Genomic DNA, 23738 nt, shown 5'->3' on the forward strand with positions numbered 1-23738 from the left:
TTTTTTACTATAATGTATTAATATTATTTAAATCCTCAAAAGCTTTTTCTAATCTTTTAGAAAATTCTTCTTCACATTTTCTCACCCATACTCTTGGATCGTAAAATTTCTTATTAGGAGCTTCATCTCCAGTAGGATTTCCAACTTGAGTTCTTAAGTAATCAATATTTTTTTCTATATAATCTCTAGCCCCTTCAGTATAAGCAAATTGTAAATCTGTATCTATATTCATTTTAACAACCCCATAACTTATTGCTTCTCTAATATCTAATAATGAAGATCCTGATCCTCCATGGAAAACAAAATTAATAGGTTTTGATGGTCCTCCTACTTGTTTTTGAACATATTCTTGAGAATTATGTAAAATTTTCGGTTCTAATTTCACATTACCTGGTTTGTAAACTCCGTGTACATTACCAAATGCTGCAGCAATAGTAAAATTTGGACTTATTGCACTTAGTGCTTTATATGTTTTATAAACATCTTCCGGTTGAGTATATAGTTTTGAACTTTCTATGTCTGAATTATCTACTCCGTCTTCTTCTCCTCCTGTAATTCCAATTTCAACTTCTAATGTCATTCCTAATTTTGCCATTCTTTCAAAGTATTTTGAAGAAATTGATAAATTTTCATCTAGCGGTTCTTCTGATAGGTCTAACATATGTGAAGAATAAAGAGTTTTTCCTTCCTTTTTATGAAATTCCTCGCATGCATCCAATAAGCCATCAACCCATGGCAATAGTTTCTTAGCACAATGGTCTGTGTGTAAAATAACTGTAGCACCATAAGCTTCAGCTAATGTATGGACATGCTTTGCTCCAGCTATAGCCCCTAAAACATCTGCTCTAAGAGATTGGTTTTTAAATCCTTTACCTGCATTGAATTGTGATCCTCCGTTTGAAAATTGAATAATTATAGGTGCATTTACTTTGACCGCTGTTTCTAAAGCCGCATTGATATTGCTTGAACCTATAACATTACATGCCGGTAATGCAAACTGTTTCTCTTTAGCATAATCGAATATCTCTTTAACTAAAGATCCGGTTGCCACACCTGCTGGAAATTTTCTACTCATGATATTATATTTTTTTTGTTATACTTTTTAATTGTAAATGTAAAAACAATTTATATCGCATAGCGTTATTTTATATTGAAATTTCTCATGTTTTTATTTTTTTTAACAAAAAGTTATGACTTTAGTTATCTCATTATTTTAAATTTTAATTAGCCATTTAAGATTTAACAGTTATATATATTATTTTATTTGTCAAACAATTCTCTTTCTCTTCTAGATTTTGTAATTATTCTTAATATTAGCTTTACATAATATTAAATAACATTTGTTAATTAAATCAATTATCATACTATTTTTTTTGCAATCTAAATTACTTGAGATAATGTATCTTTTGATAACTAATTTTTGAGTTTTATACAAAATATTCTTATCCTATTCTAAAATAGAAAGATTGGGAACTATAAACTTAGCTTAATTTAATGCATTTTAAGATTTCTACATGTAAGCGATTAATAAAAAAATAAATGCCTTATATAAAATATAAGGCATTTTTTAATCTGAAGATTTTTTATTTTAAAATTGCGGTAACATTTTCATAATTGGGTTCATGAGTAGTTTCTGCAACTTGTTCATCATATATAACTTCACCTGATTCATTTAGTACTATAACAGATCTACTAAATAATCCTTTTAAAGGACCATCTACAAATTCTAATCTATAGTCTTTCCCAAAATCTGATCGAAATGCTGATAAAGGAATCACATTATCCAATCCTTCTGCTGCGCAAAAGCGTTTTTGCGCAAATGGAAGATCTTTTGATATACATAATACTACTGTGTTATTCATTTCTGAAACTTTTTCATTAAATTCCCTTACGGACATAGCACATGTATCTGTATCTACGCTTGGAAATATATTTAAAATAACTCTTTTTCCTTTATAGTCTGATAATTTTTTTTCTGATAAATCCGAATCTACTAATATAAAGTCCGGTGCTTTATTTCCTACTTCAGGAAGATTTCCCAAAGTATGCACTTCATTACCTCTTAATGTAATTGTCGCCATTGTATTAATCTTATTTACTTTTATGTATATTTTTTATAAGACTAAAGTATGAAATAATATTTATCAGATTATTTTTAAATATTAATTTATATAATTATTTAATCAATTATTTCTATATAGGATTATATTTATTGTTTAAATATGCTGAAATAGCATTTCATATAAAATATGTATTAAGTAGCTATTTTTTTAAAATACTTGATTAAATTTGGATAATAAAACTTGTGTAAAATGCAACCAATTTTTAAATTCTGCCCAAATTGTAAAGGTGATCATCTTGAATATCCACATGGATCTAAAATTGTATGCCCAGATTGTAAATTTGAATATTATCATAATACAGCCGGAGCCACAGCCGTTATTATTCAAAAAAAAGATGAAATTTTATTTACTATTAGGAATAAAGAACCCCAAAAAGGCTACTTGGATCTTCCAGGTGGTTTTATAGATGCTAATGAGACTGCAGAGTATGGTAGTTTTAGAGAATTGCAGGAAGAATTAAATATATCCATTGATAAGTCTAAACTTGAATATATTGATTCATATCCTAATACCTATTTATATAAAGACATTTTATATAATACTATTGATTTATTCTTTTTCTATAAAGATGATAATTTATCTATTATAGATTTTGATCCTGATGAATTAAAGGGAGTTGTTTGGAAAAAATTATCAGAAATTGATTTTGATGAAATTGCTTTTGAAAGCCATAAAAAGACCTTGAAAAAACTAATGAAAATTTAATATTTTCACATTTTTTAATTGTTAATTATGCTGCTTCTTAACCTTCATTAATTACAAAGCATTCCTAGTAATCAAATTCTAAATAATGTAGATATCTTTCTATTAAAAAAATGATAAATGATAATAATAAGATCGACATGATAATTAACATGTCGACTATTCCATAGATTAAAATTTAACTATTTGATATTTTAATTATACTCAATTAAGGATAAATGTTTAAAAATATATTGAATAATATCTTTTTTGAATTTTAAATTAAGCATAAAACTCAAAAAGAAATGATTCTAATAAATTAGAATCATTTCTTTATTTTACTTCCGAATTAATAAAAAACAAAAACTATTTCTAGAAAGTAAAAATTAATATTTCTCATTTTTTATGATGTGTTTGAAGCCTAAACTTCCTCTTTTGCTAATGTAATAAAATATATCTTATTTATAAAATAATTTAAAAAAAATAATTTGATTTTTTATTGCAAAAAGAACCTGTAACTCATTATATATTAATAATATCAGATTTACCTAAACATTTTTTTAATCTATTGTTAAAGATGTTAACATTAATTAAATTTTTTAACTTTATACTTTTCTTATAAATAATATTAATTTTATTTACTTTATTTATATATGAAAAATTTGAATTTTTATGAAAAAGTATATCAAATTGTGAGAAAGATTCCTTATGGTAAGGTAACTACCTATGGCCATATTGCAGCACATTTAGGTATAAAAAGTTCATCTAGAATGGTTGGATACGCTATGAATTCATCGCATACATTAGCTGATTTACCTGCTCACAGAGTAGTAAATCGTAAAGGTATATTAACGGGAAAATTTCATTTTCCTACTCCCACATTGATGGAAGAATTATTAGAGAATGAAGGGATACGAATCAAAAATGATAAGATTATTAATCTTAAAGATTATTTATGGATACCTGAAAATGATTAATATTTTATTTTATCAATGTAAAAATTTTATTTAAATTTGCAAATATTAGAAAAGCCTAACAATTGAGTAAGAAGTCTCTACAAGAAGTTCATGCTACTATAAGCACCGAAAATCCTAAAAAATGGAAAAAAATTCTTTCTTTTTTTGGTCCGGCATATCTCGTTGCCGTAGGTTATCTTGATCCTGGAAATTGGGCTACAGATATAGCGGGTGGGAGCAAGTTTGGATATGCATTAATATGGGTTTTATTAATGAGTAATATTATGGCTCTTCTTCTTCAAGCCCTGAGTGCTCGACTAGGTATTGTAAGAGGTTTAGATTTAGCCCAAACTAATAGGGAATATTATCCTAAATGGATGAACTATATTTTATATAGCTTCGCAGAAATAGCTATTGCAGCTACTGATTTGGCTGAGGTTTTAGGAATGGCAATCGGACTACAGCTTCTATTCGGTCTTGATCTTATTTGGGGAGTTTGGCTTGCTGCATTAGACACGTTAATTTTGCTGGTTTTACAAAGATTTGGCATGAGGAAAATGGAAGCCTTTATTATTTCATTAGTTGCTATTATAGGAGGTTGTTTCCTTATGGAAATGTTTTTAGCTAAGCCTGATTTAATTGAAGTTTCAAAGGGCTTTAAACCTACTCTACCCAATACTGAAGCTTTATATATAGCTATTGGGATTATTGGAGCAACGGTAATGCCACATAACTTATATCTACATTCTGCTTTAGTTCAAACCAGAAAAATTAAACGAGATCATGCATCAATTAAACGAGCTATCAAATATAATTTTTATGATAGCCTTATTGCTTTAAATATGGCATTTTTCGTAAATGCCGCTATATTGGTCCTAGCAGCATCAACTTTTTATAAAGCGGGCTTGCATGATGTTTCAGGCTTGCATGATGCCTACAAAATGCTATCAGATTTGCTCGGACCATTATCTCCATTTCTTTTTGCCGTAGCTTTAATTGCCGCAGGACAAAGTTCAACTGTTACCGGAACACTTGCCGGACAAATTGTAATGGAAGGTTATCTTCATTTTAGAATGAATCCTGCATTACGGAGGTTATTAACACGAATGCTTGCAATAATACCGGCCGTTGTTGTAATAAGCATATTAGGAGAAAATTCTGTTGATGAAATGCTCATTTTTAGTCAAGTTCTCTTAAGTATGCAATTAGGCTTCGCAATAATCCCACTTATTCATTTTGTTAGTGATAAAGAAAAGATGGGTACATTTGCCATTAAATTACCTGTTAAAATTATATCTTGGATCATTTGTATCATCATAATAATATTAAATATAAAATTAATTTATGATGAAGAAATTAATGTATATGCTAATGAAAATGTCTCTTTGGCTGTAAAAATACTCTTAGGCACAGTATCCTTAAGTTTATTATTATTTTTAATTAGCATTGTCTTATATCCATGGATTAAAAAAACTAAAAAATTAAATTTTAATATTCATCATTTACCTCCTCAAAAAAGTATTAAACAAATACATTCTTTCAAAGTTATTGGAATAGCTTTAGATTTTAGTACAGGAGACCAACGGGTTCTTGATTATTTACCAATTTTTGCTGGTACAAATTCATTGATTTTATTGTTTCATGTTACAGAAAGTGCTTCAGCTAATTATAATGGAAAAATGGCGGATGACTTTGAAGTAAAATTCGATCAAAATAAGCTTGATGAATATAAAAATTTTCTTATAAAGGAAGGATATACAAATGTTGAGACAAAATTGGGATTTGGAAATCCTGCAGTTTCACTTCCCCAATTAATTACCGAAAATAAAATTGATGTCTTATTAATGGCTAAACATGAATATAAAGGAATTGCTGATTTTACTTTTGGAGTTATGACAAACAGATTGAGCAACAAAACTAATGTTCCTATTTTGGTTGTATAGCTTACTTTCTAAAAAAGTATTTTTTTTATTTTAGTTCTTATTGTTTAAATACAATTTAATTTTTCTTTATTTATATGATATTTTACGTTTTTTCTAACTATATATAATTTATATAAGCCATTTATATTCCTAAATTTTTAAAAATGTATTAGCATTTTTTTGATTCATATAGATATAATATTACCTCTAAATGCTAATAGTACTCAAATAAAAAAGCAAAAAGAGACTGGAAATATGATATATAAAAGATTGTAAGAAAAAAAATGCTTTTTATAATATAAAACAAAATTAGTATTTGCTTGTATCTAATGGTAATTTTACACCTGATAAATACACCTTTTAAATGATTATCCTTCTCCTATAAACCTACAAAACACGATTAAATAGCTTTACAAACGTCTTTTTATTTAAGAAAACAAGTTTACCTCTGGAATAAAATATCTATTTTTTATCTAACCTTTTAACTAATCCAAAAATATATATTTTGTTATGGACTAACATTTGGAGTAACAAAAAATATGTGAATTTTATTAAACTTATATGTTAACTTTATAAGTATAAGTTTTGTAATAAAAACATAAACTCATATCCCTATTACAAACAAAATAAGTGAAAATTAAGCAAAATATTGATTGTTAATGATTAAGTATTTACTTTTAAAATATTGATGCGTGTGTATCAAATTCTAAAATTTCTTTGTATTTGAATTACATTAAATAATTGAGCAATATCTTCTAGAAATAATTCTTTATCTTCATAATAATGTTTAATGAATGAATTGATATAATTTTACCTTTCCTACATCATGTTTTATAATCTTTTTAACAATTATACCTTCTGTTTTATGAACGATTACATAGTTCCATTTATTAATATGTAATTTATATTTCTAATATTCTTTTTTGACTTCTCTACTTAGTAACAAGTCTCCTTCTTAAAATCTTTCTTAGCTATAATTATTCATACTGTCTATTCCCTTTTACTTTAAACATAACATAATGATCTTTTAATTCTCTATCAATATATTGGCTATGTTGATAGAATCTATATATTTGGAATCATCAAAACCGCCAAGATAACCCACATAAGCATATTGAAAAATAATAGGAACTTCTATAATGTTAGAATTAACCAAAATAGCTTCTTCTTTTCTGTTATTTTTCAACATTTATCCTTTCCTAGTTAATAACCAACCTGTATTTAATTCAGGGCAATGTAATAGCAATTCTCATTATTTTATCGGGTTGAATAGATACTTATATTTATATAATCAAAAGGCACTTCTATCGTAGTTTCAAAACTTCTTATAGATATTTTTTTTAAGTCTTTATTTAACAAACAATTTAATATAAAATAATATTTACTTGCTAAATAATATAAATATTTTTATTTCTTTTAAACGTTTTGAAAATTACTTTTTTTGTTCCATAATTTAACATATTTTTGATTCCTATTATTTTATATTTATTATTTCATGAGAACTTTTCTTAACTTACTTATTATAATTTTAGTGCTATTTAGTATTTGTTTTGAAACCTATAATTTTGTTTACGTGGATATGCATCCATTTATTTTAAATGAACAATCCCATATCACTCGTTATATATATTATTATAGCTATTTTACTGTACAATCAAATTTGGCAGTAGGAATAAGTTCCTTAATTTTACTTATTAATCCTACTTACTCTAGTAATTGGTTTCGCTTATTACGAATAGATAGCATTATTTGTATTGTTATAACCTGTATAGTATATAATGTAATGCTGCGTGATGATGATCATAATCTTAAGGGAATTGCAATGTTTACAAATGAAGCATTACATGTAATCATTCCTTTTTTAGCAGTACTAAATTGGCTAGTATTTGGTCCTAGAAAAATACCAAACAAGAAAATTATGATTACTGCTATTATTCCTCCCCTTATTTATGTTATCTATATTTTCATAAGAGGTTATATTACAGATTTATATCCTTATCCTTTTCTTGACGCAAGTAAAATTGGGTTAACACAAGCTTTATTAAATACAGGTGTGGTTGTTTTCTTATTTTTATTTTTAGAAATTATCTTACTATATACAGATAAAAAATTAGCTAATTAGTTTATACATATATATATTGTAAATAAATTATTCTTTCAATAAGTTTTATGAAAAATAAAAAAGACTGTATATATTACAGTCTTTTTTATTTTATTATAGATTTCTGTGAATTATAATCTTATAAATCCAGTTATTTTAACTTCAGAATCAACAGATTTTACATAATCTTCAACTGAGATTTTTTCACCCATAATATAATCCTGCTTTAACAAGGTATTATCTTTAAAAAACTTGTTAAGTTTTCCTTTAGCAATATTTTCTAACATTGCCTCCGGTTTACCCTCTTGACGTAATTGATCTTTAGCTATTTCAAGTTCTTTTTCAACGACACTTGAATCTACCTGAGATTCGTCTAATGCAATTGGATTCATTGCTGCAACTTGCATAGATATATTTTTAGCTACTTCTGCGGCATTATCGAAAGATTTTGATAAACCTACAGCAGAAGCTATTTTATTCCCGGCATGTATATAAGAACCTACAAATGGCGCATCTAATGTTTTAAATCCGGATATTTCTATTTTTTCTCCTATTACCCCTGTTTGCTCAATAAGTTTTTCGCTTACAGAAATACCATTGAAATCAGCAGCCAATAGCTCTTCTTTTGTATTGAAATTTAATGCTAAATTGGCAAATTCCTTAGCTAATTTAACAAAATCCTCATTTTTCGCTACGAAATCGGTTTCACAGTTTAATTTAATTATTACTGCTTTAGTATTTTCTCCATTTACTGCTGCAATAACAGCTCCTTCATGATTTTCTCTATCTGCTCTGTTTGCTGCAACTTTTTGTCCTTTTTTTCTTAATAAATCAACCGCTTTATCGAAATCTCCTTCGGCTTCAACTAAAGCTTTTTTTGAGTCCATCATTCCTGCTCCTGTAGCATTTCTTAGTTTTGCTACATCTGCTGCTTTTGGTGAATATGACATCTTTATTTTTTATTTAAGTTTAACTTTATTATGCGTTATTTTCTTCTTTACTATCAGAAGCCTCTGTATCATTAGTATCTTGTACCAAAACATCTTCTTCTTCAGCAACGCCTTCTTCTTTAGCCTTAGCTTTTTCTGCTTTTCTTACACTTAATCCCTCTTTAATAGAATTGGTAACTGTTTCTAATATTAGGTCGATAGATTTTGAAGCATCGTCGTTACCCGGAATAGGAAAATCTACTAATTGAGGATCCGAATTGGTATCGACAATTGCGAAAACAGGTATACCTAATTTTTTTGCTTCCGTTACTGCAATATGTTCTCTTAAAATATCTACTACAAAAAGAGCTGAAGGTAAACGAGTCATATCAGCGATAGATCCTAAGTTTTTTTCTAGTTTTGCTCTTTGACGATCTACTTGTAGTTTTTCTTTTTTAGATAGAGTTTCAAAAGTACCATCTTTTTTCATTCTATCAATAGAATTCATTTTTTTAACGGCTTTTCGGATTGTAACAAAGTTCGTTAGCATTCCTCCTGGCCATCTCTCTGTTATATAAGGCATATTAACAGATTCTGCATGTTTTGCTACAATATCTTTTGCTTGTTTTTTTGTTGCCACAAAAAGAATTTTTCTTCCTGATGTTGCAATTTTCCCTAAAGCATTTGATGCCTCATCTAATTTTACAGATGTTTTGTGTAAATCAATAATATGGATTCCATTCTTCTCCATAAAAATATACGGAGCCATGTGTGGATTCCATTTTCGGGTAAGATGACCGAAATGCACTCCTGCATTTAAAAGGTCTTTTACGTCTACTTTTGCCATAATTTTTTTAGTTTACGTTCCGCAGTTTTTGCAATCAACTTAAAATAAATTTAGTTTGGATGCTAAGCTAAACGGCAAATTTAAATTATTTATTAAATTGTTATTTTTTTATATAAAATAACCACTAGAAAAAAATAGTGGTTATAAATATTTTAGATAGTTTCTTCAATAGTCGGATTAACGTTTAGAGAATTGGAATCTCTTACGTGCTTTTTTCTGACCGAATTTCTTTCTTTCTACCATTCTAGGATCTCTAGTTAAAAGTCCTTCTGGTTTTAAAACTGCTCTGTTTTCTTCATTTAATGATACTAAAGCTCTTGAAATTGCTAATCTGATGGCTTCAGCCTGTCCGGTTACTCCTCCTCCATATACATTTACTTTAATATCATATTGACCTAAAGTTTCAGTTAATTGAAAAGGTTGAGCTATTTTATATTGTAATACTTCTGTCGGAAAGTAAACTTTATAATCTTTACCATTTATAGTAAACTCTCCTTGTCCTTCAGAAAGATATACTCTTGCAACAGATGTTTTTCTTCTTCCTATTTTATGTGTAACTGCCATTATTTTTAGATGAAAGCGTTAATATCAAATGATTTAGGTTGTTGAGCTACTTGTTCATGCTCTGCCCCTTCATATAAGTATAAATTTTTAAGTACTTTTCTTCCTAATTTATTTTTAGGAAGCATTCCTTTTACTGCATACTCTAACAATCTTCTAGGATCTTTTACCTTAATTTCGGCAACACTTGAAAATTTTTGCCCACCGGGATACCCTGTATGTCTTACATATTCTTTTTTTTCTGTTTTATCCCCTGATAAAACAACTTTTCCAGCATTGATAACAACAATATTATCTCCACAGTCTGCATGTGGGGTGAAATTTGTTTTATGTTTTCCTCGCAAAATTTTAGCTATTTTAGAAGCTAAACGACCTAATTTTTGTCCATCTGCATCAATAAGTAACCACTCTTTATTTGCAGTCTCTTTGTTTGCTGATATGGTTTTGTAACTTAGTGTATTCACTTTTCTTCTTTTACCTTTATTAAAAATCAACCTAAATAGGGTTGCAAATTTAAAAAATATTTTTAATCTGACAAATATCTTACAAACATTTTATAGTTTTCTTTTGTAATTATAATAGAGTATATTTCTCCATTTCAATAGACTTTAGAAGTTTATTATCTTCTTATTCTTTAATATGCTAAAAAAGTTCAATTTTTAATTTAATTAGTTTAATTAAATTTGAATTTTATTTATCGCGTTTTGTTCTTTTTTTTGAAATTATTGTTTAATGTTTTATTTATAATAATTTAGTATTACTTTTATATATTATATAAAATTATTTTGATCTTTTAAATATAATAAATTTTCCAAAATAACTAATGAGCTTCCTTTTGAGCTTTTCTTCTATATCTTATATTGTATTTTGTATTTCACAATTCATTCTTCCCCGTCCATTATTCAACATTTTATCATATTTTTTGGTATCGAATTTTTAGTTTTGTTAACCTTAACCTTAGTCTTATCTCCCTTATATATTTATTTTTCATAGTATTATGCTAAAGATTAAATAGTATAATCTAAAAACATTTTTTTATAAAATATGCTCTCATTTGTTATTTTTTGCCTTAAATCTATTAAATTTACATGCGATACATATCATTTCTATGAAAAGGCTATTTTTTTTATTTTTACAAATATTTACTATTCTTAGCTATAGTCAGAGTTCAAGATGGAAAGATTATTTTTCCTATTTCAATGTCAAGAACATTCAAAAAGTTGATAATCTCATTTTCTGTGCCACTGAAAATGGTTTATTTTCTTACAATGAATCAAACGGTGAATTAAAAAAAATATCGAAAGCTAACGGTTTACATGAAGTCAGTATTTCAGCCTTTGCATATAACCCAAGTAGTAAATCTATAATTATTGGTTATAGTAATGGTAAATTAGACATTATAAAGCAGGATAAAATTCATTTAATTGTTGATATCCCTTTGGATCAAAATTATCAAGGAAGCAAACAAATCAATCATATATACACGGAAGGAGATTATGCCGTACTTTCGATGGATTTTGGAATAGCTTTATTTAATTTAAAAAAATTTGAATTTAAAGAAACTTGCTATTTCAAACAAGGTCTCAATTATTATAAGGTTAATAAAAGTGTAATTTTTAATAATAAAATATATGCTGCTTCTAACTACGGGATATATTCTCATACCATAGATAATTTACTTCCTAATTTTTCAGCTTGGAATCTTTCTAATAAAGGAACAAACTATAATCAAATAGTCAAAAATAATTCCATATTAGTAGCCAGTTCTTATAATACTCTTTATAAAAGTGAAGACGAAGGTTTATCTTGGGAAAATCAAGGAAATTATCCTAATTTAAATGATATTGTTTCCATTGACAATTCCATTTTATTAGTACAAAAGAATAAAATGGTTTTACTAGATAATACTCTTAACGTTTTAAAATTTAAAGAATTTTCAGATAATTTAAATACAGGTTTTTATTCTCATGATATTTTTTATGGAGGAACTCAATCAAAAGGTCTTTATCTAGATTCCACTTATCTAGTACCGGATGGTCCTTTTAATAATCGTTCATATTCTCTGACGATTTTTGATAATCAATTATGGGTTGCCCCCGGTGGAAGAAATCTTGTTAATAATTTTCAGTCTAGCGCTAACACTTATGGCTTTTACCATTTTAATGGACAAAAATGGAATCATATCGATTACGAAAGCCTTAATAAGGAAAGGTATATCATGAAGGTAATTCCAAATAGCAATAATGCTAATGAAGTTTTCATCCTTTCTTATGAAAACGGCTTATTAAAAATGGTAGATAATAAGTTGCAAGCAATATACAATCATACCAATTCTTCAATTAAACAAAATGAACGTCTTGTTGGCGGTGGTTTTGATAGTAATGGTAATTTAATTGTTGTACAAACTTGGTCTGCCGAAACCAATAACGGAGTTAATAATGCTATTAATATAAAAACACCAACTGATGAATTCAAATATTTAAGCCTCTTGCCTAAAAGAATCAACCAAACCGGAGGAGCTATGGATCCTTATATTGATTCTCAAGGATATGTATGGGTACCTTCTCCAAGAAATAACGGGCTTGTAGTATATAATTATAATCGTACTCCGCTAAATACTTATGACGACAAAATTTATTTAATCAATTCAGATAAAAATTCTGGAAGTTTACCTTCCAATAATGTTATGTGTGCGACCTTAGATAAATCGGGTACTGCTTGGATTGGTACCGATAGCGGTCTACGTATATTACGAAACCCTTATCAGTCATTAGAATCCGGGATTTACAATACAGAAAGAATTGTAATTTCTCAAAATGGTTTAGGAGAAGAAGTTCTACGAGAAACCAAAATTAATGTTATTAGAACAGATGGTGCTGATAGAAAATGGATAGGCACTAATAGTTCTGGCGTTTTCTATTTATCGGAAGATGGAACAACTCTTTTAAATAAATTTACGGAAGAAAATTCACCATTACCTTCAAACCTGATAACAGATATACAAATTGATCAATCAGGCGAAGTTTATTTTGTTACTCCTTCCGGCATAGTCTCTTATAGAGGTGATATTATTGATTCTGGCGATGAATTTGGAAATGTGGTTGCCTATCCTAATCCTGTTAGACCTGGTTATACAGGAAATATAACTATTCGAGGATTAGCTCATGATGCTTATGTTAAGATTACTGATGTGTCAGGCAACCTTGTATATGAAACCAGGGCCCCAGGTGGTGTTGCTATTTGGAATGGAAACAATTTTAAAGGTAAACCGGTGGCTTCAGGGGTATATTTAGTTTTAATGAGCAATTCTGAGGGGAAAAAACATGCAACTACTAAAATTGCAATTATCAGATAAGGTCGAATAATGATTGAATCCACTAAAGCAATTGTTTTATCTTTTTTAAAATATGGAGATTCTTCCCTCATTATTAAGTGCTATACTGAAAAATTCGGGTTTAAGAGTTTTATCTTAAAAAATTCTTTTTCGAAGAAATACAAAAAAAGTCATTTTATCTTTTTATTTAATGAAATCGAGCTTGTCTTCTATTCTAAAAAAAATAATTCTTTAGAACTAATTAAAGAAATTCATCAAGGTCATATTTTCAATACTATTCATACAAATATTATTAAATCATCAATCATAACTTTTATTGGGGAAATAGTAAATCAAACTCTTAAAAATGAAGAAACACCAGACTTATCATTATATGGCTTCATAAAGAAAAGTTTAATTGATTTAGATTCTAAAGACAATTATTTTTCTGATTTTCATCTATATTTTTTACTTCATTTTTCTAAATATATTGGCTTTTATCCTTTAGAAAATGATTCCGAATTCCCATATTTTATCATTAAAGAGGGAGTATTCTCTTTAAAAGCTAATCCTGTTACTATGGAAGAAAATGCATACTTATGGAAATTATTGCTTACGTATGAATTTAAATCTTCTAAAAATTGCTTTAATACATCACAACGTAAACAGATGCTTACTGAAATTATAACTTATTTTGAAACACATTTGTCTAATTTTAAAAAACCAATTTCTTTGGATATATTAAAGCTCCTTTTTGATTAATAAACTAACTAATTACGAGATAACCCCACTTCCAATTAGTTCATCATCTGTATACCATGCAGCAAATTGCCCTCTAGTTATTGCCGATTGCAAATTTTCAAATTCTATGAATATTCCTTCTTCGTATTGATAAAGCACTGCATTTTGTAGAGCTTGTCTATATCTTATCCGCACTTTTACTTGCATCAGATCTCCCATTTTCAACTTTAAATCTTCTCTAATCCAATGCACTTCCTTTTGCGAAATGAATAAGGCTTTTCTTAGTAATCCAGGATGATTTTTACCTTCTCCTACATAAATCGCATTATTAGACACATCGGTATCGATGACAAAGCAGGGTTCTATATGCCCCCCAATGCCCAATCCTTTTCTTTGTCCAATCGTAAAATAATGTGCTCCGGAATGTTCTCCGATAACTTTACCATCTTCTTCTGTGTATTGTTGAGGAGTAGATAAATAAATTAATTCCTCTTTTTTAGATGTGAATAATCTTTCTTCCTTTTCATATTTATGACTATCAGAAAATATTTCAACTAATTTACCCTTCTTAGGTTTCAATTTCTGTTGTAAAAAATCCGGCAATCTAATTTTTCCGATAAAGCATAAGCCTTGCGAATCCTTTTTATTTGCAGTTATTAAACCAGCTTTTGAGGCAATTTGCCTTACTTCAGGTTTGGTTAAATTCCCTATGGGAAATAATGCTTTTGACAACTGATATTGATTAAGTTGACATAAAAAATAAGATTGATCTTTATTTTGATCAATTCCGGCTAATAATTTATAAATGGTCTGGTCTTTTTCCATAAAGGAATTTACCCTGGCATAATGTCCGGTTGCTACTTTATCTGCGCCTAATGATAAAGCTGTTTCAAGGAAAATATCAAACTTAATTTCTCTGTTACATAAAACATCAGGGTTAGGTGTTCGTCCTGATTCGTATTCATGAAACATATAATCGACAATCCTTTCTTTATAAATATCAGAAAGATCTATAACTTGATAAGGGATATTTAGCTTTTGAGCTATTAATAATGCATCATTACTATCTTCTACCCATGGACATTCATCTTCTAACGTAAATTCTGAATCATTCCAATTTTTCATGAAAAGACCAATAACTTCATGGCCTTGTTGCTGCAAAAGATATGCAGCTACGCTTGAATCTACTCCTCCTGAAAGGCCTACAACTACTTTCATATTTATCTAATTAAAAAAGCATATTCTATTGTATATAGAATATGCTTTACAGTATTTAACTATAATTTTTACTTCTTAGCAGGTACATTTTCCGGATATCTAGCCATAGATAATTCACGTGATATTGCAGATTTTTCAATTTTAATTTTTCCGGCCATAGTTTCGATTATTAGCCCGTCATCCATTATTTCCGCTATTTTTCCATGAATACCGGAAGTAGTTACAATTCTTGTGCCTTTAGAAATATCATCTTGGAAATTTTTTTCTTGTTTTTGCCTTTTTGTCTGAGGCCTAATAAAAAAGAAATAAAATACTACAAATAGAAGAACCAGGGGAAGGAAAGCTCCTGCTTGCTCCATAAATCCTCCTTTTGCTTGTAAAATTATTGTCAACATAGTATAATTTATTTTAATTTACTTTTGCTTTAAATTTGATAATCTTAGTTTCAAAATTACCTGATACGGCAACAGTTTTAAATACTTCGTCTTTAAAATTTGAAGAATCAAATGTTACTGTTACTTCTCCTTTTTTACCTGGGTATACAGGTTCCGTGGTATATTTGGGAGTAGTGCATCCACAAGATGGCCTTACTTCTGAAATTAATAGTGGCCGTTTTCCAATATTTGTAAATTTAAAAACATGGGTAACAACTTCTCCTTTTTTAATCTCTTTAAAATCATAGTAATCTTCAGTAAATTGAATTACCGATTCTTCTGTAATTTTGGGAATACTCTGCGCAACTTTTTTATCCGGGTGGTCTTGTATATGATTTTCTTCTTGTCTTAAAGGCTTATCTTCTTTTTTGCAACCTATTACACATAATAGACCGACCATAATAAATAATATTACTGATTTTTTCATATAATCGGTTTGTTTAAACTTTATTCATATCTCTTGCATATCTATCTAAAATACCATTAATGAATACATTACTTTTTGCACTTGAATAAACCTTTGCCAATTCAATACATTCATTAATTACCACTTTAGCAGGAACTTGAGGGAAATAATTAAGCTCTGTAAACCCCATCGCTAAAATTATTTTATCTATCTCAGCAATTCTATCTAATTCCCAATTATTTGATCTTTGCTCTATCAGTTTTAAACTTTCCGGATAATGTTTAACAGTAGTTCTAAAAAGATTTTTTGCAAATAAAGACCCTTCATCCGATTTTAAAACTTGTATTAATGTATCGAATGGAGCTCCTTCTTCTATTGATTTTATAGTTTTCAATGTCATATTATTAGCAATATGAACATCATCTGCCCAAGAAAGTTTAAGCTCCTCAAACCATTCATACATTATATCATTATCGGCTATATGCTTCAGAAATAATTTAAGCAATATTCTTTTTTCAGATTCAAAATCTGTCTCATTACTTTGCATATATTCCAGATAACTTCTGGAAGTTTGGAATTTTTTAAAAATGAGAGCTGGATAATTGTTATTTAAATGCCAGGATAATTCTAAATGTTTGTCGGAATACTCTTTTCTTGCTTTATTTTTTTCTAATAAATCGAATATCTTATTATTAACAAACTTAAGATTTGGGTTTTTCTCATCCTCTGTTGCAAAGAGTTTTTGTTTTTTTCTTTCAATTACTTCAAGAGCATAATCTCTCACAGCCAATAACAGATTTAACTGATAAATATATAAATCATAAATCTCATCTATAGACTGAAACATTCTATTTTCAACATATTCTAACTCATTCCCACTTATATTGTACGCATACAGAACCTGTAGAATTTTTTCTCTAATTTGCCTTCTTCCTAACACAACGTTATTTTTTTAAGAACTTTGTTAATTACTATTTTTTAGTGTTAATTATTCTAACTATTTTACTTTTCGTTAGTTTTTGGCAAAGCCTGTTCTTGTTGAGTATTTGAAGACTGATTTGAGTTTTTGGTTGGAGATGATGTATATACACTCGGTTTTGCTATCAATACTGATGCAAAAATTGACAATACAACTATAACCCCTCCTAATGTCCAGGTTGCCTTATCCATAAAATCATTTGTTTTTTGAACACCAAACATATGTGTTCCACTACCACCGAATGTCGAGCTTAAACCGCCTCCTTTTGGATTTTGCGACAAAACAACCAATATTAGCAAAACGCACGCGATAATGATAAATATCATTATTATTCCATATACTGCTGTCATATTATTTTGAATTTTTTATCTTTTTTATTTTTTTTATTTCTGAAGCAAAATAACTACTTTTTTCTGGATATTTCAAACTTAATATCTTAAAAGCCGTTATTGCCGTATCATATTTACCTTGTTCAACATATAATTGAGCTAAAGTAATTGTCATTAGATTTGCAATATCCTGTATTTCTTCCTTTTTAAACTCTATGCTTTTACTAGATTTAGAATCTTTCACAATCGGCCTTATCTTGGGATTACTCTCAATAAAATTTGAAATAATCGCATTTTGCCTATCTGTCTCATTACTTACTTTTTCAGATTCAGATTTTAAAGGAATTTTTTGCTTTGAAAGAGAAATCCATTGATTAAAAGTTAATTTATCCAAACCTGAAATAATTTCTTCTTTTTTAATTTCAATAGTTTCTATTTTATCGAACTCATTTTCACTAGTCTCCTCTTTAATTATTTTCTCGATATCTAAATCTCTTGATTTTTCAATTTTTTCTTCAAGGAAATCTTGCTCGGGCAAATAATTATTTTTTTGTTCTAATTTATATTCTTCATTCCCCTCATTATCCTTTTCAAGCTCAACTTGAGAATCTGATTTAAATAGATGTGAAATTCCTAATTTTTCGATATTAGTATATGTACAATCATTAAATAGTATACTATTTTCTTTTTTTAACTCATTATCCTCAGATAAAAGCGACTTAGTTTCGTAAATGTTCTGCACTGGCTCTAAATCTAATTTATTAAAACTATCACTCAATAATTTTTCCGATATATTCTTTTCGTTAATCGTATCTTCGTACGTTGAATGTGTCTCAATTAATTCCCTAACCTTATCTTTCTCTTCCATACATTCTTTAAACTCTATATTCTTAGAAATCATAGCGCCTTCAACTTTCTTTGTCTTATCTTTTTCTTCTTCTCTTTCGTCTATATTTACCTTTTTTACAATATTTTTATTATTTTCTATATATTTTTTTAATATTTCTCTATAAGCTGTATATATAGAAACCTTTTGTATATCCTGGTCTAACGGCTCAGATGTAAATATTTGCTTCCAAGTTAAATAAAGCAAATGAAATGATTGAGAAAAGGGATAAGTAGCTATTATATTTTCAATATAATATTTATCGGAAAATTTAAGATTTTCAGGACTTTCTATTAATTGTACGATTCTACTAATATCCATAAATTACCAATCTGCTACTATTGCTAAAAATATTTGATCTATAATTCTTTGATTTATTTTCTGTGCTAAATCATCTTGAACATCAATCAATAATTCTTTACTTGAATAATCTTCATAATCTGAAAAAGTCTTATCAAAGCTCTTTTCCGGTTGTTTTTTATTTTCGTATCTTACAGAGACAGTAATTGTCAATCTATTTTGTGTTGCTTCATCTGAATTACTCTGAATATTTATAGGGCTAGTAGAAAAATTAGTTATTTCTCCTTCTAAAATTATATCAGGGTCTACATTTGTTTCTACGAGCTTCGTTCTTTGATTAAATCTATTTTGTAAAGCAGTAGTAAAGTCAACGCTTAAATTGGGGCTTTGATAGGCTGAATAATTCGGAAATGACTTTATTTCTATAGTTTTTATACTAGGATCTAAAGAAGATCCTGTAAATGAATAACATCCAGACAAAGATATAAAAAAAATCCCTATTATAAATAATATGGTTTTATTCCTCAATATCATATTGTTTTATTTTTCTATATAAGGTTCTTTCTGAAATTCCAAGCTCTTTTGCTGCCAACTTACGCTTACCATTATATTTTTCTAATGCCTTTTTTATAAGTTCTTCTTCTTTCCTTTGTAAAGATAAAGATTCAGAATCATTAGATATGTCTTCATATTCATAATCATCCAAAACTTCATGATAACCATTAACATTTGAAGGAACGGCTGGTATAACCGATTTATCATCATAATAGACAAGAGGATCGCCAGATTTAGGAATATCGTAATCTTTATAAACCCTGTGAAAAAGATCTTGATCATTTGGATTCAACCTCAAATCTCCTTTATTTTTAATAAGATCCAATGTTAACGCTTTTAAATCGTTGAGATCTTTTTTCATGTCAAACAAAAACTTATATAATATTTCTCTTTCGCTGGAAAAATCAGAATTATTTTCATTTTGCTTAGAGAAGTTAATCAAAGAGGTTGTTTCAGGGATGTCTTTCAAATACTCTTTAACTTTTTCTAGTGATAAACTTCTATTGGTTTCTATCACCGTAATTTGCTCTGTAAAATTTCTTAACTGACGAATATTCCCCGGCCAATAGTAATTTTGAACATAAGACATAGCTTCATCGGATAAAGTCACAAATGGCATTCTATATTTTTCTGAAAAATCAACTGAAAATTTTCTAAATAGTAAAGGTATATCATCTTTTCTTTCTCGTAAAGCAGGAATATCTATCTGAACCGTATTTAATCTATAATATAAATCTTCTCTAAATCTTCCTTTTTTTATTGCATCCAACAGATTTACATTAGTTGCAGCTACAATTCTCACGTTCGTTTTCTGTATATTGGAAGAGCCTACTTTCATAAACTCGCCACTTTCAAGCACTCTTAATAAGCGAACTTGAGTTTGCAATGGCAATTCTCCAACTTCATCTAAAAAAATTGTTCCTCCATCAGCTACTTCAAAATAACCTTTTCGTATTTTATCCGCACCTGTAAACGCTCCTTTTTCATGGCCGAATAATTCGGAATCTATTGTCCCTTCCGGTATTGCCCCGCAGTTTACTGCGATATATTGTTTATGTTTTCTTGGCGATAGATTATGAATAATTTTTGGAATAAATTCTTTTCCAACTCCACTCTCTCCAATTACTAAAACTGAAATGTCTGTAGGAGCAAGCTGCATAGCTTTTTCTAAAGCTCTGTTTAGCCCTACATTATTTCCTATTATTCCAAATCTTTGCTTTATTGCCTGTAATGAATCCATATTTTTTATTATGCGATTTTCCCTATCAATGTAGCGGAAGTACAATCATGTACTGCTACTTTTACAAAATCACCTATTTTCGTACCTTCAGTTTTAGTAAATACCACAACTGCATTTTGGGAAATTCTTCCGTACCACTGATCTTTACTTTTTTTGCTGGTTCCTTCTATCAAAACCTCGTGTACTTTATTTGTATAGGCTTTCATTCTTTCTAACGATAGTCTTTGTTGAAGACTTATAATTTCTTTAAGTCTTCTTGATTTTATTTCCGCGGGTATATCATCTTTCAATTTTTTATGCGCTAAAGTACCAGGACGATCTGAATAGGCAAACATATAACCGAAATCATATTTTACATATTCCATAAGTGATAAAGTCTCCTGATGCTCTTCTTCCGTTTCTCCGCAAAAACCAGTTATTATATCATGAGAAATTGCACATTCGGGTACAATTTCTCTAATTTTGTTAACTAAATATATATATTCTTCACGTGTATGCTGACGATTCATACGCTGTAATACTGATGTGCTTCCACTTTGTACGGGCAGATGTATATATTTACATATATTATCATGTTTAGCCATTACGTAAAGCACTTCTTCATTCATATCTTGAGGATTAGATGTAGAAAAACGGATCCTAATTTCTGGACAGGTTTCTGCTACCATATTCAATAATTGTGCAAAATTTATTGCTGTAGCTTTTTGTAATTCGCTCGCTTTGGAAAAATCTTTTTTAGGTCCTCCTCCATACCATAAGTAACTATCTATATTTTGTCCTAAAAGTGTAATTTCTTTATATCCATTACTCACTAATTCTTTGCATTCATTAAGAATGGAATGAGGGTCTCTGCTCCTTTCTCTCCCTCTTGTAAAAGGAACTACACAAAAAGTACACATGTTATCGCATCCTCTTGTAATAGAAACAAAAGCTGTAACTCCATTACCTCCCAACCGTATAGGGCTTATATCTGCATAGGTTTCTTCTTTAGATAATATTACATTTATAGCATTTCTACCATCATCTGTATTTTTAAGCAAATTAGGTAGATCTCTATATGCATCCGGACCTACTACTAAATCGACTAAATGCTCTTCTTCTAAAAATTTTGTTTTTAATCTTTCTGCCATGCATCCTAAAACGCCTATAACTAAATTGGGTCTTTTCCTTTTTATCGCATTGAATTGGGAAAGCCTTTTTCTTACGGTTTGCTCTGCTTTTTCTCGAATAGAACAGGTATTAAGAAGAATCAAATCTGCTTCTTCCAATTCCGTAGTTGTGTTATATCCTTCTCCATTAAGTATCGAAGCAACAATTTCACTATCTGAGAAATTCATTTGACAACCATAACTTTCTAAGAATAATTTTTTGGTGTTTTTAGATACACTTTCTTGTACTAGTATTTCTCCTTGTCTTTCTTCTAAAATTTCTTTTTCCATACTAAATGTTACCTATCTAAATAGTATAGGCATTATTAAATCAAAATAAAACCGCATGCAAAGATAAAACTTTATATGCCAAGTTGACAGATTATTATTTTAAATATTTCTTAAAATATATATTACTTCTCATTTACCATTTAAAACCATCTCAAAATAGCCTGTAAAATTTTGCAAGAATAAAACCCAAGCCATAATAACTATGGTCCCTACTATAGCAGCATAAAAACCTCCAAAATAAAAATCGGATTGTTTGAGCATTCCTGTGCTGTATACAATAGCATTAGGAGGAGTAGATACCGGAAGGAATAATCCACATGAAGCACAAAGTCCGATTACAAGACCTATGGGTAATATTTGTTCTGGTGGAAGTACTACTGCCGCGATATTAATTACAATTGTTGCCGTTGCGGTACTACTCATTATATTTGAAAATATAACCGTAATGATTGCAAATAACATCATCATAAGATACATGTTGAAAGACGCTCCGCCCAATAATTCGGAATAATAAGGCGCTAACAATTCTTTTATGGCGATACCTAATGACAATCCTCCTGCAACCAGCATTAAGGTATCCCAAGGAAGTTTTCTAATATCTTCTGCTGTTATTATTCCTAACATAGGAAGGAAAACAATAGGTATACCGGAAGTAGCCGCGCTTGGTATTTTCAATTTAGACCCCATCATCCAGAAGAAAACGGTTACAAACAAAATTAACATCACGAAGAACCTTTGTAATCTAATTTTTTTAGGTACAGCTGTAACCTCTTCCAAAAAATTTAAATTAATCTTATCTACTTTTGAAGTATATTTTTGTTTCAGAAGAAGCCAAAAGAATAGTAATAAAGTTAATGCTACAGGAAGTCCTAATATCATCCAGTCAAAGAATGAAACCTCAATTCCTTTGGATTTGAGCACATCCACGACAATTAAATTAGGAGGAGAAGATATTAAACTGCCCATGCCTGCAAAAGTTGCCGATGCCGGAATGCTTATAAGAATAGCCTTTGCCATTGGAGAATCTTTACCCTCTCTTTCCAAGAAAGGCATAACAGCTGCCAATATCATTGCTGAGGTTGCCGTATTTGATATAATTAAAGACAAACACGACGTTGTTAACATAATCCCTAGTAACATATGTGATGGCTTACTACCAAATATCGATATGGTCCCTCTAAACAAGGATAGGTCAATACCTGTTTTTCTCATACTCTCACTGAGGAAAAATCCGCCTAAAAAAATCCATATGACACTATCGGACCATGTGTTTGAAATTGTCTTCGGATCTATTGTCGAACCCTCTATATTTCCCATAGTATATATAAGAAAACCCATGATCAGTATACCGACAGCAAATGGAGGTATAGCCTCGGTAACCCAAAGAAGGATAGAAAACATCAAAATAAACATAGTATATTCCTGAGCTTTCGAAAATTCTGTCGGAGAAAGAAAATAGGTTCCTAAAATTGCGACACCTAATGAAAAAAAGAATAATCCTACTTTAGTTTTTATATTCCATACATCTAACGATTTTTCAATTAGAAGATCACTATATACTCTAATATTGGTATTTATCTTTTTAAAATCTTTATTAATCTTATGAAAATCAAAATCCATATAATTACACCTAAATTTAAATTGTAGTTATGGTTATTTGTTTAAGTTATGGCTATTAACAAATATGTTTCTAATTTACACTTATTTCTTAAATTTTAAATCCAATCAGGAAATTTATTTTTAAATTTGTTGGTGCGATTGCAATATGCGTAATAATA

23 protein-coding genes are annotated in these 23738 nt (G+C 28.9%); 6 read left to right on the forward strand and 17 right to left on the reverse strand.

Features of this window, described 5'->3' with window-relative positions; all coding sequences use genetic code 11:
- Positions 1 to 7: 7 nt before the first annotated feature.
- Both fbaA and tpx read right to left on the reverse strand, forming a co-directional pair.
- Entirely contained in the window at positions 8 to 1075 is a 1068-nt protein-coding gene (gene fbaA / locus Q0T35_RS05765; protein WP_295841311.1) for a class II fructose-bisphosphate aldolase, read from the reverse strand.
- A gap of 508 nt (positions 1076 to 1583) precedes the next feature.
- Complete coding sequence (gene tpx / locus Q0T35_RS05770) at positions 1584 to 2081, reverse strand: thiol peroxidase (protein ID WP_295841313.1); 498 nt, start codon at positions 2079 to 2081, stop codon at positions 1584 to 1586.
- Between the two features lie 231 nt (positions 2082 to 2312).
- Here tpx and Q0T35_RS05775 point away from each other — a divergent pair, with 231 nt between their 5' ends.
- From Q0T35_RS05775 to Q0T35_RS05785, 3 genes are all read left to right on the forward strand, one after another.
- Positions 2313 to 2828 carry an NUDIX domain-containing protein gene (locus Q0T35_RS05775; protein WP_295841315.1) on the forward strand — a complete coding sequence of 172 codons (516 nt, stop codon included), beginning with the start codon at positions 2313 to 2315 and terminating at the stop codon, positions 2826 to 2828.
- Between the two features lie 629 nt (positions 2829 to 3457).
- The gene (locus Q0T35_RS05780; RefSeq protein WP_293916382.1) at positions 3458 to 3781 is read left to right on the forward strand and encodes an MGMT family protein; all 324 of its coding nucleotides are present in this window, start codon (positions 3458 to 3460) and stop codon (positions 3779 to 3781) included.
- Between the two features lie 62 nt (positions 3782 to 3843).
- Positions 3844 to 5703 (forward strand): Nramp family divalent metal transporter, encoded by a 1860-nt coding sequence (locus tag Q0T35_RS05785; protein WP_293916380.1) that lies wholly within the window; start codon positions 3844 to 3846, stop codon positions 5701 to 5703.
- Positions 5704 to 6709: 1006 nt separating this feature from the next.
- On the opposite strand, the gene Q0T35_RS05790 is transcribed toward Q0T35_RS05785, so the two are convergent.
- Positions 6710 to 6871 (reverse strand): hypothetical protein, encoded by a 162-nt coding sequence (locus Q0T35_RS05790; RefSeq protein WP_293916378.1) that lies wholly within the window; start codon positions 6869 to 6871, stop codon positions 6710 to 6712.
- A 390-nt stretch (positions 6872 to 7261) separates the two neighbouring features.
- On the opposite strand from Q0T35_RS05790, the gene Q0T35_RS05795 reads away from it, so the two are divergent.
- On the forward strand, positions 7262 to 7804 hold the full coding sequence (locus Q0T35_RS05795; protein WP_295841316.1) for a Pr6Pr family membrane protein: 543 nt from the start codon (positions 7262 to 7264) through the stop codon (positions 7802 to 7804).
- A gap of 110 nt (positions 7805 to 7914) precedes the next feature.
- Here Q0T35_RS05795 and tsf read toward each other — a convergent pair whose 3' ends face one another.
- The 4 genes from tsf to rplM form a co-directional block, all read right to left on the reverse strand.
- Complete coding sequence (gene tsf / locus Q0T35_RS05800; protein WP_295841317.1) at positions 7915 to 8733, reverse strand: translation elongation factor Ts; 819 nt, start codon at positions 8731 to 8733, stop codon at positions 7915 to 7917.
- Positions 8734 to 8761: 28 nt separating this feature from the next.
- A complete protein-coding gene (gene rpsB, locus Q0T35_RS05805) occupies positions 8762 to 9559 on the reverse strand; it encodes a 30S ribosomal protein S2 (protein ID WP_295809435.1) in 798 nt (265 codons plus the stop codon).
- A gap of 177 nt (positions 9560 to 9736) precedes the next feature.
- Positions 9737 to 10123 (reverse strand): 30S ribosomal protein S9, encoded by a 387-nt coding sequence (gene rpsI / locus Q0T35_RS05810; protein ID WP_293916372.1) that lies wholly within the window; start codon positions 10121 to 10123, stop codon positions 9737 to 9739.
- A gap of 5 nt (positions 10124 to 10128) precedes the next feature.
- On the reverse strand, positions 10129 to 10584 hold the full coding sequence (gene rplM, locus Q0T35_RS05815) for a 50S ribosomal protein L13 (RefSeq protein WP_295809432.1): 456 nt from the start codon (positions 10582 to 10584) through the stop codon (positions 10129 to 10131).
- Positions 10585 to 11228: 644 nt separating this feature from the next.
- Between rplM and Q0T35_RS05820 the strand changes: the two genes are divergently transcribed.
- Complete coding sequence (locus tag Q0T35_RS05820) at positions 11229 to 13475, forward strand: two-component regulator propeller domain-containing protein (protein WP_295841320.1); 2247 nt, start codon at positions 11229 to 11231, stop codon at positions 13473 to 13475.
- 9 nt (positions 13476 to 13484) lie between these two features.
- Entirely contained in the window at positions 13485 to 14195 is a 711-nt protein-coding gene (locus Q0T35_RS05825; RefSeq protein WP_293916366.1) for a recombination protein O N-terminal domain-containing protein, read from the forward strand.
- Between the two features lie 12 nt (positions 14196 to 14207).
- On the opposite strand, the gene mnmA is transcribed toward Q0T35_RS05825, so the two are convergent.
- The 10 genes from mnmA to Q0T35_RS05875 form a co-directional block, all read right to left on the reverse strand.
- The gene (gene mnmA / locus Q0T35_RS05830) at positions 14208 to 15392 is read right to left on the reverse strand and encodes a tRNA 2-thiouridine(34) synthase MnmA (RefSeq protein WP_295841322.1); all 1185 of its coding nucleotides are present in this window, start codon (positions 15390 to 15392) and stop codon (positions 14208 to 14210) included.
- 68 nt (positions 15393 to 15460) lie between these two features.
- Positions 15461 to 15787 (reverse strand): preprotein translocase subunit YajC, encoded by a 327-nt coding sequence (yajC, locus tag Q0T35_RS05835; protein WP_293916362.1) that lies wholly within the window; start codon positions 15785 to 15787, stop codon positions 15461 to 15463.
- 13 nt (positions 15788 to 15800) lie between these two features.
- Entirely contained in the window at positions 15801 to 16253 is a 453-nt protein-coding gene (locus tag Q0T35_RS05840) for a DUF1573 domain-containing protein (protein WP_293916360.1), read from the reverse strand.
- Positions 16254 to 16266: 13 nt separating this feature from the next.
- A complete protein-coding gene (gene nusB / locus Q0T35_RS05845; RefSeq protein ID WP_293916358.1) occupies positions 16267 to 17172 on the reverse strand; it encodes a transcription antitermination factor NusB in 906 nt (301 codons plus the stop codon).
- 62 nt (positions 17173 to 17234) lie between these two features.
- Complete coding sequence (gene secG, locus Q0T35_RS05850; protein WP_293916356.1) at positions 17235 to 17561, reverse strand: preprotein translocase subunit SecG; 327 nt, start codon at positions 17559 to 17561, stop codon at positions 17235 to 17237.
- 1 nt (position 17562) lies between these two features.
- Positions 17563 to 18747 (reverse strand): hypothetical protein, encoded by a 1185-nt coding sequence (locus tag Q0T35_RS05855; protein ID WP_295841323.1) that lies wholly within the window; start codon positions 18745 to 18747, stop codon positions 17563 to 17565.
- Between the two features lie 3 nt (positions 18748 to 18750).
- A complete protein-coding gene (locus tag Q0T35_RS05860) occupies positions 18751 to 19260 on the reverse strand; it encodes an LptE family protein (RefSeq protein WP_295809415.1) in 510 nt (169 codons plus the stop codon).
- Positions 19244 to 20521 carry a sigma-54 dependent transcriptional regulator gene (locus Q0T35_RS05865; RefSeq protein ID WP_295841324.1) on the reverse strand — a complete coding sequence of 426 codons (1278 nt, stop codon included), beginning with the start codon at positions 20519 to 20521 and terminating at the stop codon, positions 19244 to 19246. Before Q0T35_RS05865 ends, Q0T35_RS05860 begins: the two co-directional genes overlap by 17 nt.
- Positions 20522 to 20529: 8 nt before the next feature.
- Positions 20530 to 21960 carry a tRNA (N6-isopentenyl adenosine(37)-C2)-methylthiotransferase MiaB gene (gene miaB / locus Q0T35_RS05870; protein WP_293916348.1) on the reverse strand — a complete coding sequence of 477 codons (1431 nt, stop codon included), beginning with the start codon at positions 21958 to 21960 and terminating at the stop codon, positions 20530 to 20532.
- A 129-nt stretch (positions 21961 to 22089) separates the two neighbouring features.
- Complete coding sequence (locus Q0T35_RS05875; RefSeq protein ID WP_293916346.1) at positions 22090 to 23580, reverse strand: DASS family sodium-coupled anion symporter; 1491 nt, start codon at positions 23578 to 23580, stop codon at positions 22090 to 22092.
- Positions 23581 to 23738 lie beyond the last annotated feature (158 nt).

Origin of the sequence: uncultured Apibacter sp. (assembly GCF_946479295.1) — a bacterium.
Classification (GTDB): Bacteria; Bacteroidota; Bacteroidia; order Flavobacteriales; family Weeksellaceae; genus Apibacter.